A 21,050-nucleotide genomic window follows, 5' to 3' on the forward strand; every position below is an offset into this window, starting at 1 on the left:
CTCACATGGACGGAACATGGATACGGTGGGCCCATGACGCATGAGTCGGTGCACACGGCCGGTACGGGAGACGAGCGGGCGCCGGGCGAGGGGCGCCGGCTCTCCACACGGGAGGCGGCCGACCTGCTCGGGGTGAAGCCCGAGACCGTGTACGCGTACGTGAGCAGGGGCCAGCTCACCAGCAGGCGCACCCCGGGCGGGCGCGGCAGCACGTTCGACGCCGCGGAGGTCGAGGGCCTGGCCCGCCGCACCGGACGCAGGGAGCCCCCGCCTGCGGCCACGGGCGGCCTCGTCTTCCGTACGGGACTCACCCTCATCGAGCCGGACCGCTATTACTTCCGGGGCGTCGACGCGACCGAGCTCGCCCGCCGCTACGGCTTCGAGGAGGTCGCCGAGTGGATCTGGACCGGCGAACTCCGGCCGGGCGTCCGCTTCGACGCGGCACCCGAATCCCTGGAGGCGGCACGCAGGACCGCCGCCGCGCTGCCCCGGCACAGCAGTTCGACGGACCGGCTCCGGGCGGCTGTCGCCGCGGCCGCGGTCGCCGATCCGCTGCGGTTCGACCTCTCCGCACAGGGGGTGCTCAACAGCGCGCGCAGCCTGATCCCCACCCTGGTGGGCGCACTTCCGGCGGTCGGCGACACGGACGTGGAGGGCGGCTCGCTCGCAGCCCGGCTGTGGCCGAAGCTGTCCGCACGCCCGGCGGGCCCGGGATCACTCGCCGTGCTGGACACCGCTCTGGCGCTGCTGGCCGATCACGATCTGGCGGCTTCGACCCTGGCCGCACGCGTCGCCGCATCGACCCACGCGCATCCGTACGCGGTGGTCTCGGCGGGGCTCGGCGTGCTGGAGGGGCCGCTGCACGGAGCCGCGAGCGGGCTGGCGCACCGCATGCTGACCGAGGTCGTGGACAGGGGCGGCGCCGCCCCTGTCGTCGCCGACCATCTGCGCGCGGGCCGTCGGGTGCCCGGGCTGGGCCACCGCCTCTACACGGGCGAGGACCCGCGGGCCGGCGTGCTGTTCGCCCTGCTGGAGGAGGTGCCGCGGGCCGCGCCCGCGCTGTCGGCGGCGCGCGACGTCATCGCCACCACCGCCCGCCACACGCCTCTGCACGCCAATGTCGATCTGGCCCTGGCTGTCCTCTCGGTGTCCGAGGGGATGCCGGCGGAGGCGGGCGAGACGATCTTCGCGGTGTCCCGCACCGCGGGCTGGATCGCCCACGCGATGGAGGAGTACGCGGAGCGGCCTCTGCGGATGCGGCCCAGCGGGCAGTACGACGGCCCCCGCCCGCCTCAGCCGCTGCCCGCTCCGGGGGCGGCAACGGCGCGGGAGCCCGACCCTGCAAAATAGCTACAGCCCGAGGAAAATCTGAGGGGCACCCTCACCGGGGAGGCCTGGCGGTCGATCCGCGTACGACCAGTTCGGGTTCGAAGAGGAGTTCGTCGGACGGGACCTTGCGCCCGCCGATCTGCACCGAGAGGAGTTCGACCGCGGCCCTGCCCATGGCCTCGATGGGCTGGCGCACCGTGGTGAGCGGCGGCTCGGTGCAGTTCATGAACGCCGAGTCGTCGTAGCCGACGACGGAGACGTCCCCGGGCACGGAGAGCCCCCGGCGGCGCGCCGCGCGCACCGCGCCCAGGGCCAGCGGGTCACTGGCGCAGATGATGCCGGTGACCCCGTGGTCGAGCAGGCGTGTGGCGGCGGCCTGGCCCCCCTCCAGCGAGAACATCGCCCTCGCCACCCATTCGTCCGGCACACCGGCTCCGGCCTGGGCGGCGAGCGCCCGGGCGGCTGTCAGTTTGCGCTGCGAGGGCACGTGGTCGGCCGGGCCGAGGACGAATCCGATCTTCTCGTGGCCGAGGGAGACAAGATGGCGCCATGCCTGCTCCACGGCCACCGAGTCGTCGCACGAGACGGCGGGGAAGCCGAGGTGGGCGATGGCCGCGTTGATCAGGACGACCGGGATCTTGCGGTCGGCGAGCACCTTGTAATGGTCGTGGGGGGCGTCGGCCTGGGCGTAGAGCCCGCCGGCGAACACGACACCGGAAACCTGCTGCTGGAGGAGGAGCTCGACGTAGTCCGCCTCGGAGACGCCGCCCTTGGTCTGCGTGCAGAGCACCGGGGTCAGTCCCTGCTGAGCGAGCGCGCCGCCGACCACTTCGGCGAAGGCGGGGAAGATCGGGTTCTGCAGCTCGGGCAGGACCATTCCGACCAGCCGGGCCCGCTCTCCGCGCAGCTGCGTCGGGCGCTCGTAGCCCAGCACGTCGAGAGCCGACAGGACGGCTTGCCGTGTGGCGTCGGAGACTCCTGGCTTTCCGTTCAGCACGCGGCTGACCGTGGCCTCGCTGACTCCAACTTTCTGGGCAACCTGAGCAAGTCGTCGCGTCATGAGCGCAAGATTAGCGCAAGAAAAGCAAGAAGATTGCGTGAATGGGGGATACCCATGGAACGCTCACAGACGGAGCGCCGGAAGGCAAGGGCCCAGGGGCACGCGTCCCGCTGTTCCGTTACGGACCGGAGATCAACGGGCCACGTGCCAGGGGCGGAGATTTCGGTACGCACGCGTCGCCCTCTACCTTCGTACGATGAGCGCCCCACCGACCACCCCGCGGAGACCGCGCAGGTTCGGCTGGCCGAAGCGGGTCTTCTCCCAGGTCCTGCTGATGCAGCTGGCCATCGTCACCGGCGTCACGGTGCTCGTCACCGGTCTCTTCCTGGCGCCGCTCAGCGCCCAGCTCGACGACCAGGCGATGCGCCGCGCCCTGGCGATCGCGCAGAGCACGGCGGCGCAGCCGCAGATCGCGGACTCGCTGCTCACCACGGAGCCGCGCCCCGGCGGTGCCGTACAGACCGCGGCGGAGCGGATCAGGCGGTCCACCGGCGCCGAGTACGTCGTGGTCATGGACCGTCGCGGGGTGCGCTGGTCCCACACGGACGCCTCCCGCATCGGCGATGTCGTCTCGACCGACCCCAGCACCGCGCTCGCCGGCAGGTCCGTGATGGAGATCGACAGCGGCACACTCGGACGCTCGGCCCGTGGCAAGGTGCCGCTGCGCGACGGCGAGGACCGGATCGTCGGCGCCGTATCGGTCGGCATCGCGTACGACAGCGTCCGTGCCCGGCTGCTCGCCGCCATCCCGGGGCTGCTGGCCTACGCGGGCGGGGCACTGGCCGTGGGGGCCCTGGCCGCCTATCTGATCTCGCGCCGTCTCCAGCGGCAGACCCATGACCTGGCGTTCTCCGACATCTCGGCGCTGCTGGCCGAACGCGAGGCCATGCTCCACAGCATCCGCGAGGGGGTCGTCGCACTGGACCGCGCGGGTCGCATCAGGCTCCTCAACGACGAGGCCCAGCGGCTGCTCGGCCTCGGTCCCGACGCCGCGGGCAAGCGGCTCGACGAGGCCCTGGGCGAGGGCAGGACCGCCGATGTGCTGGCCGGGCGAGTGGTCGGGGACGACCTGGTGACGGTCCGGGGCAGCCGGGTGCTGCTCGCCAACCGGATGCCGACCGACGACGGCGGTGCCGTGGCCACGCTGCGCGACCGTACGGAGCTCGAACACCTCGGCCGCGAACTCGACTCCACCCGCGGCCTGATCGACGCGCTCCGCGCCCAGGACCACGAGCACGCGAACCGGCTGCACACCCTGCTGGGGCTGCTGGAGCTGGAGATGCACGAGGACGCCGTGGAGTACGTCACGGAGGTCGTGGGTGTCCACAGGGCAACCGCCGAGCAGGTCACCGAGAAGGTCCACGACCCCCTGCTGGCCTCCCTCCTGGTCGGCAAGGCGACCGTGGCCGCGGAGCGGGGGGTCGCGCTGCGCATGGCCCCGGAGACGCTCCTGCCGGACCGGGTGGTGGACCCGCGCGGTCTGGTCACCGTCCTCGGCAATCTGGTCGACAACGCGATGGACGCGGCGGCAGGGCCGGCGGGGGCCAGGATCGAGGTCGAGCTGCGGGCCGAAGGCCGTACCGTGGTGCTCCGGGTCCGTGACACCGGTCCCGGCGTACCGGCCGGCCACCACGAGTCCATCTTCATGGAGGGCTGGTCGACCAAGGATCTCCCGGCCCACGGCAAACGCGGTCTGGGACTGCCCCTGGTGCGGCGGTTCGCGGAGCGGCAGGGCGGCAGCGTGTCGGTGTCGGACACCCCCGAGGGCGGCGCGGTGTTCACCGTCGTCCTTCCTGACGCACTGAGCGAACCGGAGACCGCGGATGTCCCCCAGGCCCCCGGCGGGCCGGAGACACCGGGCGGACCCGGGATGCGAAGCGGATTCGAGACGCCGGGCGGAGCCGGGACGCTGAGCGGACCGGAGGCGCCGGGCGGACCCGGGACGCTGAGCGGATTCGAGACGCCGGGCGGACCGGAGACGCCGTCCGTTCCCGCCCCGGGCGGCCCCCCGGAACCCGTACGGCAGGCGAAGACAGGAGACGCCCAGTGATCGAGGTGCTCGTCGTGGACGACGACGTCAGGGTGGCGCGGATCAACGCGGCCTACACCTCCAAGGTGCCCGGGTTCCGGGTGGCAGCCATGGCCCACTCCGCCTCCGAAGCCCTCGCGAGGATCGGCGAGCTGCCCATCGACCTGATCCTGCTCGATCACTACCTGCCCGACCGGAACGGCCTGGCCGTGGTGCGTGAGCTGCGCGGACTCGGCCACCCCACCGACGTGATCATGGTGACCGCGGCCCGCGACGTCGCGACCGTCCAGGCGGCGATGCGCCACGGCGCCCTCCAGTACCTGGTGAAGCCGTTCGCCTACGCCGGACTCCGCACCAAGCTGGAGGCGTACGCGGCGCTCCGGCATACCTTCGCCGGCGGGGGCGAGGCCGAGCAGACCGAGGTGGACCGGCTGTTCGGTGGTCTGTGGGCCACGGGCGGGTCCGACCTCCCCAAGGGACACTCACCGACGACGGCGGAGCTGGTCCGCCAGGCCCTGCGTGCGGCCGAGGGGCCGCTCTCCGCGCAGGAGGTCGCGGAAAGCGCCGGAATGAGCCGGCAGACGGCGCAGCGCTATCTGAAGCTGCTGGAACGCACGGGCAGGGTGCGGCTCTCCCTCAGATACGGCGAGACGGGCCGGCCGGAGCACCGGTACACCTGGGCCACGGGCGCCTGAGGCCGCCGCTGCCACACCGCGCTCGACCACAAGGCACCCGTCAGCCGTGTGAGCAGCCCTCAGGCCGCCCCCGCTCCGGTGAGGGAGCGGACCTCGGTCTCCGCGTACTTCGCCATGTCCGGCGGCTCCGAGGAGGTGATCGTGCCGATCCATCCGGCGAGGAACCCGGCCGGGATCGAGACCAGCCCCGGATTCTCCAGCGGGAAGAGCGCGAAGTCGACTGCGGGGAAGAGCGAGGCGGGAGCCCCCGACACGACCGGCGAGAGCACGACGAGCAGGACGGCTGGAATCAGTCCGCCGTAGACGGCCCAGACCGCTCCCCGGGTGGTGAAGCCGCGCCAGAAGAGTGAGAAGAGCAGCGCCGGGAGGTTGGCGGAGGCCGCGACCGCGAAGGCCAGCCCCACCAGGAACGCCACGTTCAGATTCTGGGCGAGGAGGCCGAGCGCGATGGCCACCACACCGACAGCCGCCGCGGCCACGCGTGCGACGGCGACCTCACTCCGCTGCTTGGCGCCGGGCCGCCGCAGCGAGGCGTAGAGGTCATGGGCGACGGATGCGGAGGAGGCGAGGGTGATCCCGGCGACGACGGCAAGGATCGTGGCGAAGGCGATGGCGGCCACTACGGCGAACAGCAGTGTGCCGCCCGTGGATCCCTCTCCCCCGCCGAGGACGAGCGCCAGGAGCGGAACGGCCGTGTTCCCCGAGGCGTTGGACGCCCGGACCTCCGCGGAGCCCACGAGCGCGGCCGCACCGAAGCCGAGGACGATCGTCATCAGGTAGAAGCTGCCGATCAGCCCGATGGACCAGACGACGGAGCGGCGGGCCGCGCGGGCGGTGGGCACCGTGTAGAAGCGCGACAGGATGTGCGGCAGCCCCGCCGTGCCGAGGACGAGCGCGAGACCGAGGCTGATGAAGTCGAAGCGCGCGGTCCAGGTCTCGCCGTACCTGAGTCCGGGCGAGAGGAAGTCACGGCCGTGACCGCTGCGTTCGGCGGCGGAGTTGAGCAGGGCGTTGAAGTCGCCGTGGAAGCGTACGAGGACGAGCACGGTGAGCGCGACGGCGCCGGCCATCAGCAGCACGGCCTTGACGATCTGGATCCAGGTCGTGGCCCGCATGCCCCCGAGCGACACGTAGATCACCATGAGTGCTCCGACCCCGACCACGGTCCAGGACCTGGCGGTGTCGCTGGTGCCGCCGAGCAGCAGGGCCACGAGGCTGCCCGCACCCACCATCTGGGCCACCAGATAGAGCACCGAGACCGTGACGGACGACGCCCCCAGTGCCGTTCGCACCGGGCGCTCGGCCATCCGTGCGGCCACCACGTCGGCCAGGGTGAACCGCCCGCAGTTGCGCACGAGTTCGGCAACGAGGAGCAGGACCACGAGCCAGGCCACGAGGAATCCGACCGAGTAGAGCAGGCCGTCGTAGCCGAAGAGGGCGATCAGGCCCGAGATACCCAGGAAGGACGCCGCCGACATGTAGTCACCGGCGATGGCGAATCCATTTTCCATGGGTGAGAACAGCCGCCCGCCCGCGTAGAACTCCTCCGCGGATCCGTGCCGGTTGCGGCTCACCCAGGTGGTGATTCCGAGCGTTACCGCGATGAACGCGCTGAACAGCAGCAGTGCCAGCGTCTGGTGCTCCTCCCTCACCGGCCGATCCCTCTTGTCATCTCCTGGGTCTCCCAGCGCAGTTCCAGTGCCGCCCGATCCCGGTGCAGTCGCGCGTGGCGGACGTACGCCCAGGTGAGCAGGAAGGTGGTGAGGAACTGTCCGAGCCCCGCCACCATGGCCACATTGAGCGCCCCCACGACGGGACGCGCCATCAGGTCGTGTGCCGTGGTGGCCGCGACGACATACGCCAGGTACCAGAGGAGGAAGGCGACGGTCGCCGGGACCACGAACCGCCTGTAACGGCGCCTCACCTCGCGGAACACCGGGCTGCTCTGCACCTCCAGATAGATCTCGGCCGCGCTGTGGCCGGTCTGCGCCCCCTGCCGGGACCGCCCGTCGGCCGCGACGCCTCCCGCACCGTCCGGGTCACCCCACCCGGTGACCGGCGCCTCGTACCACGGGTCGTCGAGCCGCATCCCTGCGGCGTCCGGCCCTGCTTCCTTCTCCACCGACAACTCCCTTGTCCACGAGCCCTTTTCGGCCGCGTAGTCAAGAATGGGCAGATCGGGAAGATCCCGGGCACATCATTCGCCGTGCTTCACCATTTCAGGTGACGGAAGTGCCGGGAGGCTGCGCGAGCCCCCGGCCGTACGCGTAACGCACGGCCCCTGTCCTGTCGCGCGCGCCCGTCTTGGCGAAGAGGTTGTTGATGTGCGTCTTCACCGTGGCCCTGGAGATGTGCAGGGTGCGTGCGATCTCCGCGTTGGACAGTCCCTCCGCGATGAGGACGAGCACCTCAACCTCTCTCGGGGTGAGCCCGTCGGGCAGCTCGGCGGGAACCGGGGCGCCGGTCATGGCGGGCTGCGCCGTGACCCGCTCCAGCAGCCGACGCTGCACCTTCGGCGAGAGCCCCGCCTCCCCGGACATGACGGCCGCGACGGCCTGCGCGATCTCCTCGCCCCTGGCGTCCTTGGTGAGATAGCCCCTCGCGCCCGCCTGCAGGGCGGTGAAGAGCGAATCGTCGTCCGCGAACGTGGTCAGGACCACCACCTGTGTGGCCGGGTACTCCTTGCGGATACGGCGCGTTGCCTCGACCCCGTCGCATCGGGGCATCCGCAGGTCCATCAGCACCACATCGGGCGCCGTCTCGGCAACGAGCGCCACGGCATCGTCCCCGTCCCTGGCCGCTCCCACCACCTCGATACCGGGCAGCAGACCCAGCAGCATCACGATGCCCTCACGCACCACCGCCTGGTCGTCGGCGACCACCACCCGCGCGTTCACGCAGGAACCCGCAGACTCACCACGAACCCCTCCTCCTCCGGCCCCGCGTCCAGCGACCCGCCGAGCAGCTCGGCACGCTCCCGCATCCCCAGAAGACCGTAACCGGAGCCACTGACAGCGAGCTCGCCCCTCGGACGGTGACCACCCGAATCCCGCACCTCCAGAGCCACGGCGTCCGGTTCGTACGCCAGCCGGACGAAAACGGCGGCGCCCGGCGCGTGCTTCCGGGCGTTGGTCAGCGCCTCCTGAGCCACCCTGCGCACCGCCTGTGACGCTTCGGCGCTCAGCGGCCTCGGCTCCCCCGCCACGGACACCTCGGCCGGCTCACCGGCCACCAGCTGCCGCAGGAAGTCCTCCACAGGGGTCAGCTCCCCCCGCAGCGCGGAGAGCGCCTGCCGCGTCTCTGCGAGCCCTTCGCGGGCCATGGAGCGCGCCGCCACCACTCGCTCCAGCACCTGGTCGCGGAAGTCGCCCGCCGGCTCCCGCTCGATCAGCATCCGGGCGGCCTCCAGGTGCACCAGCTGGGCGGAGAGGCTGTGGGCGAGCACATCATGGATCTCGCGGGCGATCCTGGACCGCTCCGCCAGCGCCGCTGTCCCGGCTTCCGCCTCCCTGGCGGCCCGCTCCTGGGCCAGGAGCCGCTGACCGTTCCCCCGGGCCTCGGCATCGAGCCGCAGCACGTACCCGCCGAGACACAAACTCCCGGTGGTGATCGCCGTGGTCATCCAGCCGTCGCCCTTGACGACGGCGTAGGTGATGAGCGCGGCCGCGGTGACCGGAACCGCGGCGGAGAGGGGGAGCCGCTCCAGAGCGATCACTGCGCATCCGCACCACAACGTGACCGCTAGCACGCCGGCACCCGCTTCCCTGGACAGGTACGCGACCGTCATCAGCAGCACCAGCAGTCCCAGGGACGGCCCCAGGAGGTGCTCCCGGGTCGTGCGGAAGAAGGCTCTGACCGCGAATCCGCAGCCCACCGTCACCGCCAGGGCGACACCGACCTGCCAGAGTGCGTACCGGTCGTCCGCGAAGGCGTTCCAGAGGAGGCCGACGAGCACGGCGCTCCACACGAACCGCCCGATCACGGCCCGGGTCCTGCCCTGGGGTGCCCTGGTCAGAGCCTCCCTGGACGGCCAGCTCGTCCACGTACTCCGGTTCACGCGCGGCCCTTCCCCACGGTCCCTGCGGCCGCCCACGGTATGTCGGCCGACGGTGCGTCCGCAGCGACTCCTCGCTCTTCGCGCAGCCCGCGGGCCCGCAGGGCCAGCACACCGCTGCGGGCGAGCAGCATCGCCGCGAGCGACACGAGCAGCGCCGCAGGCCCCTGGTGTATGCCCAGCAGGAGGGCGGCCCCGGCCAGCAGTACCCGCAGGGCCACTCCTCCCGCCCAGATGAAGGCGGTGGCCTCGGTGCCCCGGCTCCAGAAGGACGCGTCGGGCTCCTGCCACAAGCGGGAGGTCCAGCCCCATCCCGCGCCCGTGACCAGTCCTACGACGACGCCGGCCGCGAGCATCAGGGCGGACAGCGCCTCATGGTGCGGATCGAGGGCTCCGTCGTTCCTCAGGGCCACGTACAGCAGGATCGCGGGCAGCAGCCACCAGCGCTTCTGGTCGCCGATCCGCTGGGCCGAGAACTGACGCACGACGACGAGCGCGACAACCGCGACCATCGCCAGAACATTCGCGAGCCCTGACATGACAGCCTCCGATGGGCGTGAGGAATTCGATGTCCTCGACGCTACGGAGGCCGGCTGCCCAGGGGATCGGCTCAGGGGTTGACCGTGGGTGGAGAACGGGCCTCCACCCACGGGTGGAGACCGTCAGACGTCGATACGCGAGCGGTCCAGCGTGGCGGCCGAGCTGGTGATGAACTCCTTGCGGGGGGCGACCTCGTTGCCCATCAGCAGGTCGAAGATCTGCTCGGAGGATTCCAGGTCGCCGATGTTGATGCGCCGCAGGGTGCGGTGGCGCGGGTCCATGGTGGTCTCCGCCAGCTGGTCGGCGTCCATCTCGCCGAGTCCCTTGTAACGCTGGATCGAGTCCTTGAAGCGGACGTTCTTGCGCTGCAGCTCCAGCAGGGTCGACCGGAGCTCGTTGTCCGAGTAGGTGTAGATGTACTTGTCCTGGCCCTTCTTGGGCTGGACGAGCTCGATCCGGTGCAGCGGGGGCACGGCCGCGAAGACCCGCCCCGCCTCGACCATCGGGCGCATGTAGCGCTGGAAGAGCGTCAGCAGCAGGGTACGGATGTGCGAGCCGTCGACATCGGCGTCCGTCATCATGATGACCTTGCCGTAGCGCGCCGCGTCGATGTCGAAGGTGCGCCCGGAGCCCGCTCCTATGACCTGGATGATGGCGCCGCACTCGGCGTTCTTGAGCATGTCCGAGACGGACGACTTCTGGACGTTGAGGATCTTGCCCCGGATGGGCAGCAGCGCCTGGAACTCACTGTTGCGGGCCAGCTTCGCGGTGCCGAGCGCCGAGTCGCCCTCCACGATGAAGAGCTCGCTGCGCTCCACGTCGTCGCTCCGGCAGTCCGCGAGCTTCGCGGGCAGCGAGGAGGACTCGAGAGCCGTCTTGCGGCGCTGCGCGTCCTTGTGCTGGCGGGCCGCGATGCGGGTGCGGGCCGCCGCCACTGCCTTGTCGAGCACCGCCCTGGCCTGGGCCTTCGCGTCACGCTTCGTGGAGGTCAGGAACGCCTTGAGCTCCTTGGCGACCACGTTGGCCACGATCCGGTTGGCCGCCGAGGTGCCGAGCACCTCCTTGGTCTGTCCTTCGAACTGCGGCTCCGCGAGGCGCACGGTGACCACCGCGGTGAGGCCCTCCAGGGCGTCGTCCTTGACGATGTCGTCCTCGGCGACCCGCAGCAGCTTGGCCGAGCGCAGGACCTCGTTCACCGTCCTCGTGAGGGAGCGCTCGAAGCCGGTCACATGGGTGCCGCCCTTGGGTGTGGCGATGATGTTGACGAAGGACTTGACGTTGGTGTCGTAGCCGGTACCCCAGCGCAGGGCGATGTCGACGCCCAGCTCCCGGGTGACCTCGGTCGCGGTCATGTGGCCGCGGTCGTCGAGGACGGGCACGGTCTCCTTGAAGGTTCCCGTCCCGCTCAGCCGCTGGACGTCGCAGACGGCCTTGTCCTGGGCGAGGTACTCGCAGAACTCACTGATCCCGCCGTCGAAGCGGAACGTCTCTTCCGTCTTCCCCTCGCCGTCGACGCCCCGCTCGTCGCGCACGACGATGGTGAGGCCGGGCACCAGGAAGGCGGTCTGGCGCGCCCGCTGGTACAGCGTCTCCAGGCTGAGCTTGGCGTCCTTGAGGAAGATCTGGCGGTCCGCCCAGTACCTCACCCGGGTACCCGTACGCGTCTTCGGCACCCGCTTTCCCTTGCGGAGGCCGTTGGCGGGGTCGAACGGGCTGTCCGGACCCTGTTCGGTGAACATGCCCGGGACACCGCGCCGGAAACTGATGGAGTGGGTCGCGCTGTTGCGGTCGACCTCCACGTCCAGCCTGGCCGAGAGCGCGTTCACGACCGAGGCGCCCACACCGTGGAGGCCGCCCGACGCGGCGTAGGACCCGCCGCCGAACTTCCCGCCGGCGTGCAGCTTGGTCATGACGACCTCGATGCCGGAGAGCCCCGTCTTGGGCTCCACGTCGACCGGGATGCCACGGCCGTTGTCGCGGACCTCGACGGAACTGTCGTCGTGGAGGATGACCTCGATGGTGTCGCAGTAGCCGCCGAGAGCCTCGTCGACCGAGTTGTCGATGATCTCCCAGAGGCAGTGCATCAGGCCGCGGCTGTCCGTGGACCCGATGTACATCCCGGGGCGCTTGCGGACCGCTTCGAGCCCCTCGAGGACGAGAAGGTGCCGCGCGGTGTAGTTGGAGCTGTCCCTGTCTGCGCCGCCTGCTCCGGTCAGCAGCGCAGTGGACGGCACGGAATCGGCGGTCACGCGGTTCGCTCCTCGCTGAATTTCATTTGGGGCCCAGTGGGTGTCGGGCTCGGCCTCGGTAGCCGCTGAGAGCCTACCGAGGCCTGGTAGAGCGGTTGTAACGCCACCCAGGGGGAATCCTCATGCTAGTGCAGCGTCGCATACACGTTCGATCATTCGTTGGAGTGACGTGCACATCACGTTCCCTTCGAGGCATGAACCATTTAGGCTCCGGGCACGTCCTCAAGAACAACCGGCAAGCCAGCCGGCGGACCGGCCCACACAAGCAACGCGAAACCGTAGCGCTACGCAATACGGCACATTCGCCGCCAACCGGCAACAGACAGCCATCCTGAGAAGAAGTTTCGAAGAAATGCCACGAGCGGGAACGTTTTCGGCCTGGTTGGATGTTGACCCTGGTACGACAGCTCGTCGAGCTAGAGAAGAGGCGACGTGACTACTGTTCTGACCCCCGCGAGCCCGCTGACCGCAGCAGACCGCTGTGACCGTTGCGGCGCCCAGGCATATCTGCGCGTCGTCCTCATCAGTGGCGGTGAACTGCTCTTCTGCGCCCACCACGGACGCAAGTTCGAGCCGGAACTCAAGAAGATCGCCGCGGAAATACAGGATGAGACGGATCGGCTCACTGCCGTGCAGGCCAGTGCCGCCGACGAGGAACACTGACACCTCGCATCCACGACGAGCCAAGGGTTCGGTCCCGGACCGGCCGACGGGCGGCCTCCCCCATGGGAAAGCCGCCCGTTCTCATACCCTTGACCCGTCCCGCGCTCAGTTCCGGTCGGCCATCCACCGGATCGCGGCGGACACGCGGGTGTACACCCCGGGGCTGCCCGGGCTCCCGCAGCCGCTGCCCCACGAGACGAGCCCCACGAGGCGCCCACGGGCCACCAGCGGGCCTCCGCTGTCCCCCTGGCACGCATCCCGCCCCCCGGCCGTGTCACCGGCGCAGAGCATCGACGACGCGTCGTACGCGCCCTGTGAGCCGCCGGGGTAGGCCCGCACGCAGTCGCTGTCCGGAAGTACGCGGACATCGGCCGCGCGCAGCCCCGACGCGTAGGCGCCGTACCCCGTCGTGTCTCCCCAGCCGTACACCTTCGCGGCTGTACCCGGCTCGTACGCCGCACTCCCCGCTCCGGCCATCGGAATGGTGCTGTCCGCCGGCAGCGGACCGGTCAGGGTGAGCACGGCGAGGTCGGCGGCGTTGGTATGCGGGTCGTAGCCCGGATTGATCCACACCGAGCGCACCGCGATCTCCTGGCCCCCCGGACCGCTCAGCTCGTCCCGTCCCGCGATGATCCGCAGGTCTCGGACCTCCGAGACACCGCTGCCCAGGACGTCCTCCCTCAGACAGTGCGCCGCCGTCAGCACCTTGGTGGGCGCGATCGCCACTCCCCCGCAGAACTGACCGGCGCGGGTTCCTCCGAACCGGTCACGGCTGGACAGGGCCACGGCCCACGGGCTGTCCGCGACGGACGCGGGCTTCCCGCCGACGATGATGCTGTCCGCCGCGGCAGGGGACGGGGGGCCGATCGGTATCACGGCAGCAGCCGCCGCCAGGGCGAAGGCGGCGGGAAGGGCACGGACGGGAACGCGGGGCATGGAGACTCCTGACGCCGAGGTGAACGATGCCCACTCAGCGTCATCCGCCCCGGTCCGGGCCGCATGCGGACATGGGCCGGGCCCGGAACCTGAACAAGTTCCGGGCCCGGCCCATGTCCGTCCTCGGCCTAGTCGAGGTAGTCGCGCAGCACCTGCGAACGCGACGGGTGGCGCAGCTTCGACATCGTCTTCGACTCGATCTGACGGATGCGCTCACGCGTCACACCGTAGACCTTGCCGATCTCGTCCAGCGTCTTCGGCTGTCCGTCGGTGAGACCAAAGCGCATCGAGACCACGCCCGCCTCACGCTCGGACAGGGTGTCGAGCACGGAGTGCAGCTGCTCCTGGAGCAGCGTGAAGCTCACCGCGTCGGCCGGCACGACGGCCTCGGAGTCCTCGATCAGGTCTCCGAACTCGCTGTCCCCGTCCTCACCCAGCGGGGTGTGGAGGGAGATCGGCTCGCGGCCGTACTTCTGGACCTCGATGACCTTCTCAGGGGTCATGTCGAGCTCCTTGGCCAGCTCCTCCGGGGTGGGCTCACGGCCCAGGTCCTGGAGCATCTGGCGCTGGACGCGCGCGAGCTTGTTGATGACCTCGACCATGTGCACCGGGATACGGATGGTGCGGGCCTGGTCGGCCATCGCGCGGGTGATGGCCTGACGAATCCACCAGGTGGCGTACGTGGAGAACTTGTAGCCCTTGGTGTAGTCGAACTTCTCCACCGCGCGGATCAGACCGAGGTTGCCCTCCTGGATGAGGTCCAGGAAGAGCATGCCGCGGCCGGTGTAGCGCTTGGCGAGCGAGACCACGAGACGGAGGTTGGCCTCCAGCAGGTGGTTCTTGGCCCGGCGGCCGTCCTCGGCGATGATCTCGAGCTCGCGCTTGAGCTTCGGTGCGAGCTTGTCGGCGTTGGCGAGCTTGTCCTCGGCGAAGAGGCCTGCCTCGATGCGCTTGGCGAGCTCGACCTCCTGCTCGGCGTTGAGGAGCGGGACCTTGCCGATCTGCTTGAGGTAGTCCTTGACCGGGTCGGCGGTGGCGCCGGCGACGGCGACCTGCTGCGCAGGCGCGTCGTCCTCGTCGTCGTCGGAGAGGACGAAGCCCTTGTTCTCGCCCTCGCCCTCCTCTTCCTCGCCCTTGCCTGCCTTGACTTCCTCGACAGCCTCGTCACCGTCGAGCAGCTCGTCGTCCTGCTTGCCGGACTTCTTCGCCGTCGTCTTCTTGGCCGCCGTCTTCTTCGCGGCGGTCTTCTTGGCAACCGTCTTCTTGGCTGCTGCCTTCTTCGCAGGAGCGGCGACGGCGGCGTCGTCGGCCACCGCATCCGCACTTGCTGCCGCCGGGGCGGCAGAGGCCGCGACGGTCCGGGTCACGGCCGTCTTGGCCGCGACTGTCTTGGTGGCGGTGCGCTTGACCGGGCTCTTCGCTGCGACGCTCTTGCGGGCGCGCTTAGGCGACTCCGCGGCACTGACCATCAGCGTCACACCCTCTTCCTCGAGGATCTGGTTGAGGCTGCGCAGAACATTCTTCCACTGGGTTGGCGGAATCTGGTCAGCCTCGAAGGCCCGACGCACGTCATCGCCGGCGATCTGCCCATCAGCCTTTCCCCGCTCGATGAGCGCCATCACAGACTCGGACTCGGCGATCTCCGGCGGGAGCGTACGGGATGTGCTGGCCGACACGAACAACCTCTCGGAACGATGGAAACGGCTTCCGGCCCGGCCCTGGAGAGGGCTGGAACCGACGACCGGCGGCTGGGGATGTTGCCGACGGCGCGGGCTTGGCCTCAGAACTGCACAGCGCGCTACATGGCTGCTGTATTCCTTCCGCGACGGTCACCTCTTAGGTCATCGCACTGTTCCGAGGAGTGTTACGCCCAATTCGCGTGGCCCCAGTCACACCTCATTAGCGACAAACCGACCCAGAGGTCATATCTCCGTACAACTATGCCGCCGAACCGGGAGGCCCGGCGGCATACGGTCCGCATACCCCGGTCTGGCGATGCTCAGTGCTCCCGGGGCGCGGGAACCACCCGCTCGCCGTCCAGGTGGCCGAGCAGCAGCTGCCGCATGGCGGCCTCGGCGCCCGCGGCGTCACCCGACGCAAGGGCCTCGACGATCCGCGCATGGTGGCCGAGCGATGCCTCGGCAGGGCGGTCGCAGCCCGTGACGGGACCGCCGGAGACATGGAGGGCCGCGGACACGATCCCGGAGAGGTGTTCGAGCATGCGGTTGCCGGCAGCCTGGATCAGCAGCGAGTGGAACTCGGCGTCGGCCCGGGAGAAGGTGATGGCGTCCCCCTGCCCCATCGCGTGTCCCATGATCTCGATCATGTCGCCGAGGCGCTGCTGAATGTCCTCACGGCCGTGCCCGGCCGCCAGCCGCGCGGCCAGCGGCTCGATGGTCCACCGGAGCTCGTCCAGTTCGCGGCGCTGGTCATCCCGCTGCGGGCCGAAAGCACGCCATTCGATGATGTCGGGGTCCAGCAGATTCCAGTCGCTCACCGGCCGGACCCGGGTGCCCACATTGGGCCGGGCGCTGACCAGGCCCTTGGCCTCGAGAACGCGCAGGGACTCCCTCACAACGGTGCGGGAGACCTCGAATCGCTGGCCGATCTCCTCAGGAACGAGGGGGCGGTCGGCACCGAGGTCACCGGAAACGATCATCTGGCCGAGCTGCTGGACCAGTTGGCCGTGAAGTCCACGGCCGCGACTGGCCGTGCCGCGCCGGCTCGCCCGCCCCAGGTCGGATTCGGCACCGCCCCAGGAGCGAAGCGCGGCGCGCTCGCCGGCAGGCGCCTCCGCGTAGGGGTAACGGTCGAGTTCGCCCGGGCCGGAGTCGGCGGAGCGGGCGGCGGTCATCATGGTGTGCGCAAGGGTACTCACGCAGTCTTTGTCGGCGCGGCTCAGCCACCCCTTGAGGTCTTTGCTGAAAAGCACACGAAAGGGTGATCGGCACCCGCCTCTCAATTGACGCTTTATCGGTAGAAATCGCATGTTTTCAATGGAGTTGCGCACGAGCACCCGCCACCCCTGCGCCTCCCCTTCACCAACGGGCCCTCCCTCGAAGGCTGGTGACCACATATGCGCAGATCAGAGCCGACAGGGAGAGGGACAACGCCAGCCCCACGGGCTGTGTCACGACCCGTACGGCGGCCATGGCCCACCGGTCCGTCTCGTACGGCCACTGCAGCCAGGCGAGTTCGCGGAGCCTGCCCGGCAGTCCGACGATCGAACGGGCGGACGGACCCGCGAGGAGCTTCTGGATCAGCGGTACGACAAGCACAGGGACCGCGAGCACCGCCGCGACTCCGGCGACGGCGAGCCTGAAGACACCTGCCGCCAACAGCCCCGCCCAGGCGCAGCCGACCGCCAGGCCCGCCCAACTGACGGCCAGCTGCGGCGCGTTCGCCGGGACGGTCACCAAGTCGCCGCCGTACACGAGACGCAGCGCTTCGGCATCCGCCAGTACGCAGAGCAGGGCGAGCAGCAGCGCGACGCCCGCGGACACCGTCAGCTTGGCCAGCAGAAGACCGAGTCGGCGCGGAACCGTTCCGCGTCCTGCGGCGAGCGCCGGGTAGCGGAACTCGTCCCCGAAGGAGAGGGCGCCCAGCAGCCCCGCCGCGAACGCCGCGGGCGGGAGGGGCAGCACGTCCGGCCAGGCGACCAGGAGATCGGGCAACGGCGTTCCGCCCGAGCGGGCCAGCAGCACGGAGACACCCGCCGAGACCAGCAGAACGGCCGTCATGATCATGACGGTTGTCCTCACGCCGAAGAGGCGGCGCAGTTCGTACCGGAGGGGCCGGAGCGGGCCACGGGCGGGACGTACGGGGATCGGAGGGGGCAGCTCCGAGATCGCCACGGCCGAGGCGGGCCCGGGCCGAACCGTCCTCGCCGTACCGCCCGCCGGACCCTGGGCCGGAGGGGCGACCGGGCCCGCGTCCCCGATCTCGTCGGCGAGTTGGTGCAGGGGCACACCGTGCCGGTACGCCGCGTCCCCGACCTCCGCGCAACTGCTGCCGTACACGGACAACCTGCTGCCGTCCTCGGCGACCACTTCGACCGAGCGCCGCGCGGCACGCGCCTCCCGGCTGACCACGGCTGCCAGACGCGCGGCATGCGGGGTCCGTACGGCGACCCGGGGCCGCAGCCGCGTACGGGAGAAGTCGGCGACGCCCTGGTCGGCGACGAGGCGCCCCTCCTCGATGGTGACCACACGGTCGGCCGCTCCGGCCGCCACCTTGGGGTCGCTGGTCGTGTGCAGGACCGTGCCGCCTTCGGCGGCGTGCGCGCGGAGCAGCCCGTGGAGCCAGTTCCTCTCCCTGGGCGACAGGCCGTCGGCGGGTTCGTCGAGAACGAGCGTGTGCGGATCACCGAGCAGCGCCGAGGCCAGGCCGAGCCGTCGGTCCATGCCCGCCGAGAGTGTTCCGATGCGCTGGTCCCCCAGCCCGGCGAGCCCGACGACTTCGAGCAGTTCGTCCGCTCGCGACGCGGGAACACCCGCGGCGGCGCAGAGCATGCGGAGCTGCCCCCGGGCGGTGCGCGCGGGATGGCCCGGTACGTCCCCGAGCAGCACCCCGACCTCGCGGGCGGGGTGGCCGATGCGGTGCAGCTGGCGGCCCCTGAAGTAGGTGACGCCCCTGCCTGCTTCGAGTTCGAGCATCAGACGGAGGGCGGTGGTCTTGCCGGAGCCAGGAGCGCCGAGCAGCGCGGTGACGCTGCCGGGCGGGGCTTCGAAGGTCAGGTCGTCCACGGCGGGCGGGCCGTCGCGGCGGGGTGTGCTGGTGAGTCCGATGGCCTGGAGCATCGCTTCTCTCGCGGAGGGTGAGACCGCTCGGCGGCAGGGTGGAGTACCCCAGCAAGATAACGCGACATTTCAGACTTTTGGTGCACCACAGCGCCTGAGGCGTTCCGCGGGTTCGAGCGGCGGACGCCGCCTTCGTCACCGGGCCCGGGCTCCAGGAGGACCGGGTCGGATCCTCCCGGAGTCCGACCGGCTCCAGGATTCCGGCTTCCCTATGACCTCGCGACTTCCGGGGTTCCGGCTTCCGGACTCCGTGAGACTTCGCGAATCCGGGCTTCCGACTTCCGTATGACTTCGCGACTTCGCGACTTCGCGACTTCGCGACTTCGCGACTTCCGGACGTCCGGGCTCCGTCAGACCTCCGGCCTGAGCATCGGAGGGTTGAGCACGGTGGCCGCACCCGCCCGGAAGAGTTGTGCGGGACGACCGCCCTGCCGGGTGGTCGTCCCTCCGGACGGAACCAGGAAGCCGGGTGTGCCCGTGACCTTGCGATGGAAGTTCCTGGGGTCCAGGACCACGCCCCACACCGCCTCGTACACCCTCCGCAGCTCGCCTACGGTGAACTCCGGTGGGCAGAACGCCGTGGCCAGCGAGGAGTACTCGATCTTCGAACGGGCACGCTCCACCCCGTCGTCAAGGATCCTCGCGTGGTCGAAGGCCAGTGGCGCGGACTGTTCACCGTCGCGGCCGAAGCCCCCTCCCGGCCCGAGCAGGTCCTCCACCGGCGCCCAGCGGGCACTGTTCGCGTCACCACCCGCACGCGGAGCGGGGAGGTCGGGCGCAAGTGCGAGATGGGCGACGCTCACGACCCTCATCCGGGGGTCGCGCGCGGGGTCGCCGTAGGTGGCCAGCTGTTCGAGGTGTGCGCCGTTGCCCACGGCGGGCGTGGCCGGGTCGTGGGCGCAGAGTCCCGTCTCCTCGACCAGTTCACGCGCTGCCGCCGCACCCAGGTCCTCGTCGGCGCGGACGAATCCGCCGGGCAGTGCCCACCTGCCCTGGAACGGTGATTCGCCACGGCGCACCACCAGGGCGCAGAGCGCGTGACGGCGCACCGTGAGGACGACCAGGTCGACGGTGACGGCGAAGGGCGGGAAGGTCGACGGGTCGTAGGGCGGCATGCCGAAATCATAGTCGTCTTCCTGACGATAAACACTCCCTTCGCGATGTTGGTTCCGTGCGCGGCACCTGTTCCGCGCGCGGCTGCGGTCCCCCTTTCTCCCCGGCCGGTCCCCGAGGGGCGCGGACCCCGTCCCCCGGCGGGCAGACGCCTGTCAGCCCCGGCTCTCGGCGCTCCCGTGCGCACGGCGCCGGGCCACCCGGACCCGGCGCCTGCCGGTGGACGGGCGCGGGCGGGGGGCCTCGCCCGGTGCGGTCCGGGCCGTCGCCCTCCGTGCGCGTTTCGCGGGCCGGGGGTGCGCCCGCCGGCTCCCGCCGCCGGGCTCCGGACGCCGGGCGGCACGATCCTGACGGCCGCCGTCCTCATGACCTGCACGCAGGTCACGTTCCCCTCGCAGACAACGGCGCAGCGTCTCCGGGTCCAGCCCCTGATTGCACGCCTGGTGCAGCAGTTGAGCGAAGGTGTAGTCGGGATCGGCCTTCAGGGCGAGCGCGAGCGCCACCCTGGCGCTCGCCTCGTCGCCGGTGGACCAGGAGACCCAGCCGGCCAGCGTGAGTGGCGCCGCCGAGTGCTCCACATACGGACCGACACACCTTCGGGAGAGCGCCCGCCAGAGCCGCAGCGCCGTCTCGGCCTCCCGCCCCTCCATCCATTCGGCGGCCCTGTCCCTGGTCTCCCGGTCCTGGAGACCGAGAATCACGGCCGCCGCCTCCTCCGGGGTGATCAGCGCGTCGTCAGCGGTGTCCGCCTCGGCGGCGCCCACGGCCGGAGCGGTCCCGAGGCGCTCCATGAGGTCACGCGCGACCGCCAGGGTCTCCCGCGCCACCTCGCCTCGCCCGTCGACATCGAGGATCCGGGACACCAGCACGGCGCCGGCCGAATCCAGAGCGCTCTCCTGCTCCTTCGCCGCCGGGGACTCCCACGGCGTGAGCCGCGCCTCCATGTCCCGCAGGGAACCGCGCACCTGGATCCCGGCGTACGCGGCCGCCGCCGCCATCACCGTGGTGCCCGGGAGTGCCAGCGGGTTGCCCTCGACCGGGCAGCAGCGGGCGTCGGGGCAGCAGTAGGACCAGTACCGGCCGTCGGAGATGCAGAGCGCTTCGAGTACGGGAACGTCGCGCGCCCCACAGGCGGTCCGCAGATACTGCGCGAGTGGCCTCAGCCGCTCCATGGTCTGCGGAGGGCTCTCCCCCTCGGCCGGGTCCTGGCACAGGAAGACGACGATGGCGTCGGGGCGCGACTCGCGCCTCTCACTCCCCGCGATCAGGCATTGCGCGAGCTGGTCGGCGACCGGCTCCCACTCCTGCGGCTCGCTCGGGATGCCCAGCCTCAGGCGGCCGCCGAAGCGGCCCCGCCCACCGTGCAGGGCCACCATGACCACGCTGTCGTTCGGATGGAAACCCATCAGATAGGGCAGGGCGTCTGCGAGCTCGGCGGGACCGCGCAGGGTGATCTGCTGCGTGTCGGAAGGGCCGATGGATTCGTGGTGGTTGTTCATGGGATGACCGTCCCGCGAGCCGCCGATTTCCGCGACCCCTGTGGATAAAGTTGTCCACAGGCCTCGCCCGGCCGTTCGCGGTTT

General features: G+C 70.7%; 17 protein-coding genes. 4 read left to right on the forward strand and 13 right to left on the reverse strand.

Annotated features, from left to right (window positions below; genetic code table 11):
- The first annotated feature begins 33 nt into the window (after positions 1 to 33).
- Entirely contained in the window at positions 34 to 1,350 is a 1,317-nt protein-coding gene (locus tag ACWCQM_RS29745) for a citrate/2-methylcitrate synthase (protein ID WP_450918184.1), read from the forward strand.
- Between the two features lie 31 nt (positions 1,351 to 1,381).
- Here ACWCQM_RS29745 and ACWCQM_RS29750 read toward each other — a convergent pair whose 3' ends face one another.
- On the reverse strand, positions 1,382 to 2,389 hold the full coding sequence (locus tag ACWCQM_RS29750; RefSeq protein WP_450918185.1) for a LacI family DNA-binding transcriptional regulator: 1,008 nt from the start codon (positions 2,387 to 2,389) through the stop codon (positions 1,382 to 1,384).
- A gap of 196 nt (positions 2,390 to 2,585) precedes the next feature.
- On the opposite strand from ACWCQM_RS29750, the gene ACWCQM_RS29755 reads away from it, so the two are divergent.
- Together ACWCQM_RS29755 and ACWCQM_RS29760 are read left to right on the forward strand one after the other, a co-directional pair.
- The gene (locus tag ACWCQM_RS29755) at positions 2,586 to 4,439 is read left to right on the forward strand and encodes an ATP-binding protein (protein WP_450918186.1); all 1,854 of its coding nucleotides are present in this window, start codon (positions 2,586 to 2,588) and stop codon (positions 4,437 to 4,439) included.
- Positions 4,436 to 5,113, forward strand: coding sequence for a DUF7342 family protein (locus ACWCQM_RS29760; RefSeq protein WP_450918187.1), 678 nt, complete (start codon positions 4,436 to 4,438; stop codon positions 5,111 to 5,113). Before ACWCQM_RS29755 ends, ACWCQM_RS29760 begins: the two co-directional genes overlap by 4 nt.
- Before the next feature lie 59 nt (positions 5,114 to 5,172).
- Here ACWCQM_RS29760 and ACWCQM_RS29765 read toward each other — a convergent pair whose 3' ends face one another.
- The 6 genes from ACWCQM_RS29765 to ACWCQM_RS29790 form a co-directional block, all read right to left on the reverse strand.
- Positions 5,173 to 6,765: a solute symporter family protein gene (locus ACWCQM_RS29765; RefSeq protein WP_450918188.1), complete on the reverse strand. Its 1,593-nt coding sequence runs from the start codon at positions 6,763 to 6,765 to the stop codon at positions 5,173 to 5,175.
- Positions 6,762 to 7,235 carry a DUF485 domain-containing protein gene (locus ACWCQM_RS29770; RefSeq protein ID WP_450918189.1) on the reverse strand — a complete coding sequence of 158 codons (474 nt, stop codon included), beginning with the start codon at positions 7,233 to 7,235 and terminating at the stop codon, positions 6,762 to 6,764. Before ACWCQM_RS29770 ends, ACWCQM_RS29765 begins: the two co-directional genes overlap by 4 nt.
- A gap of 97 nt (positions 7,236 to 7,332) precedes the next feature.
- Complete coding sequence (locus tag ACWCQM_RS29775; RefSeq protein WP_450918190.1) at positions 7,333 to 8,010, reverse strand: response regulator; 678 nt, start codon at positions 8,008 to 8,010, stop codon at positions 7,333 to 7,335.
- Entirely contained in the window at positions 8,007 to 9,170 is a 1,164-nt protein-coding gene (locus tag ACWCQM_RS29780) for a sensor histidine kinase (RefSeq protein ID WP_450918191.1), read from the reverse strand. The genes ACWCQM_RS29775 and ACWCQM_RS29780 overlap by 4 nt, the downstream gene beginning before the upstream one ends.
- Entirely contained in the window at positions 9,167 to 9,706 is a 540-nt protein-coding gene (locus ACWCQM_RS29785; RefSeq protein ID WP_450918192.1) for a DUF1453 domain-containing protein, read from the reverse strand. The genes ACWCQM_RS29780 and ACWCQM_RS29785 overlap by 4 nt, the downstream gene beginning before the upstream one ends.
- A gap of 123 nt (positions 9,707 to 9,829) precedes the next feature.
- Complete coding sequence (locus ACWCQM_RS29790) at positions 9,830 to 11,956, reverse strand: DNA gyrase/topoisomerase IV subunit B (protein ID WP_073748128.1); 2,127 nt, start codon at positions 11,954 to 11,956, stop codon at positions 9,830 to 9,832.
- A gap of 432 nt (positions 11,957 to 12,388) precedes the next feature.
- Here ACWCQM_RS29790 and ACWCQM_RS29795 point away from each other — a divergent pair, with 432 nt between their 5' ends.
- Positions 12,389 to 12,619 carry a DUF7455 domain-containing protein gene (locus tag ACWCQM_RS29795; RefSeq protein WP_073748127.1) on the forward strand — a complete coding sequence of 77 codons (231 nt, stop codon included), beginning with the start codon at positions 12,389 to 12,391 and terminating at the stop codon, positions 12,617 to 12,619.
- 105 nt (positions 12,620 to 12,724) lie between these two features.
- On the opposite strand, the gene ACWCQM_RS29800 is transcribed toward ACWCQM_RS29795, so the two are convergent.
- The 6 genes from ACWCQM_RS29800 to ACWCQM_RS29825 all read right to left on the reverse strand — a co-directional run bounded on the left by ACWCQM_RS29800 (position 12,725) and on the right by ACWCQM_RS29825 (position 20,966).
- Positions 12,725 to 13,555: a S1 family peptidase gene (locus tag ACWCQM_RS29800; RefSeq protein ID WP_450918193.1), complete on the reverse strand. Its 831-nt coding sequence runs from the start codon at positions 13,553 to 13,555 to the stop codon at positions 12,725 to 12,727.
- Between the two features lie 128 nt (positions 13,556 to 13,683).
- On the reverse strand, positions 13,684 to 15,231 hold the full coding sequence (locus tag ACWCQM_RS29805; RefSeq protein ID WP_267080169.1) for an RNA polymerase sigma factor: 1,548 nt from the start codon (positions 15,229 to 15,231) through the stop codon (positions 13,684 to 13,686).
- A 323-nt stretch (positions 15,232 to 15,554) separates the two neighbouring features.
- Positions 15,555 to 16,433 (reverse strand): FadR/GntR family transcriptional regulator, encoded by an 879-nt coding sequence (locus ACWCQM_RS29810; protein ID WP_267080168.1) that lies wholly within the window; start codon positions 16,431 to 16,433, stop codon positions 15,555 to 15,557.
- A gap of 160 nt (positions 16,434 to 16,593) precedes the next feature.
- Positions 16,594 to 18,354: an ABC transporter ATP-binding protein gene (locus ACWCQM_RS29815; protein ID WP_450918194.1), complete on the reverse strand. Its 1,761-nt coding sequence runs from the start codon at positions 18,352 to 18,354 to the stop codon at positions 16,594 to 16,596.
- A 350-nt stretch (positions 18,355 to 18,704) separates the two neighbouring features.
- A complete protein-coding gene (locus tag ACWCQM_RS29820; RefSeq protein ID WP_267080166.1) occupies positions 18,705 to 19,469 on the reverse strand; it encodes an NUDIX hydrolase in 765 nt (254 codons plus the stop codon).
- Positions 19,470 to 19,622: 153 nt separating this feature from the next.
- The gene (locus tag ACWCQM_RS29825) at positions 19,623 to 20,966 is read right to left on the reverse strand and encodes a DUF4192 domain-containing protein (protein WP_450918195.1); all 1,344 of its coding nucleotides are present in this window, start codon (positions 20,964 to 20,966) and stop codon (positions 19,623 to 19,625) included.
- Positions 20,967 to 21,050: the final 84 nt, after the last annotated feature.

The sequence above is a fragment of the Streptomyces sp. NPDC002125 genome, assembly GCF_053593715.1.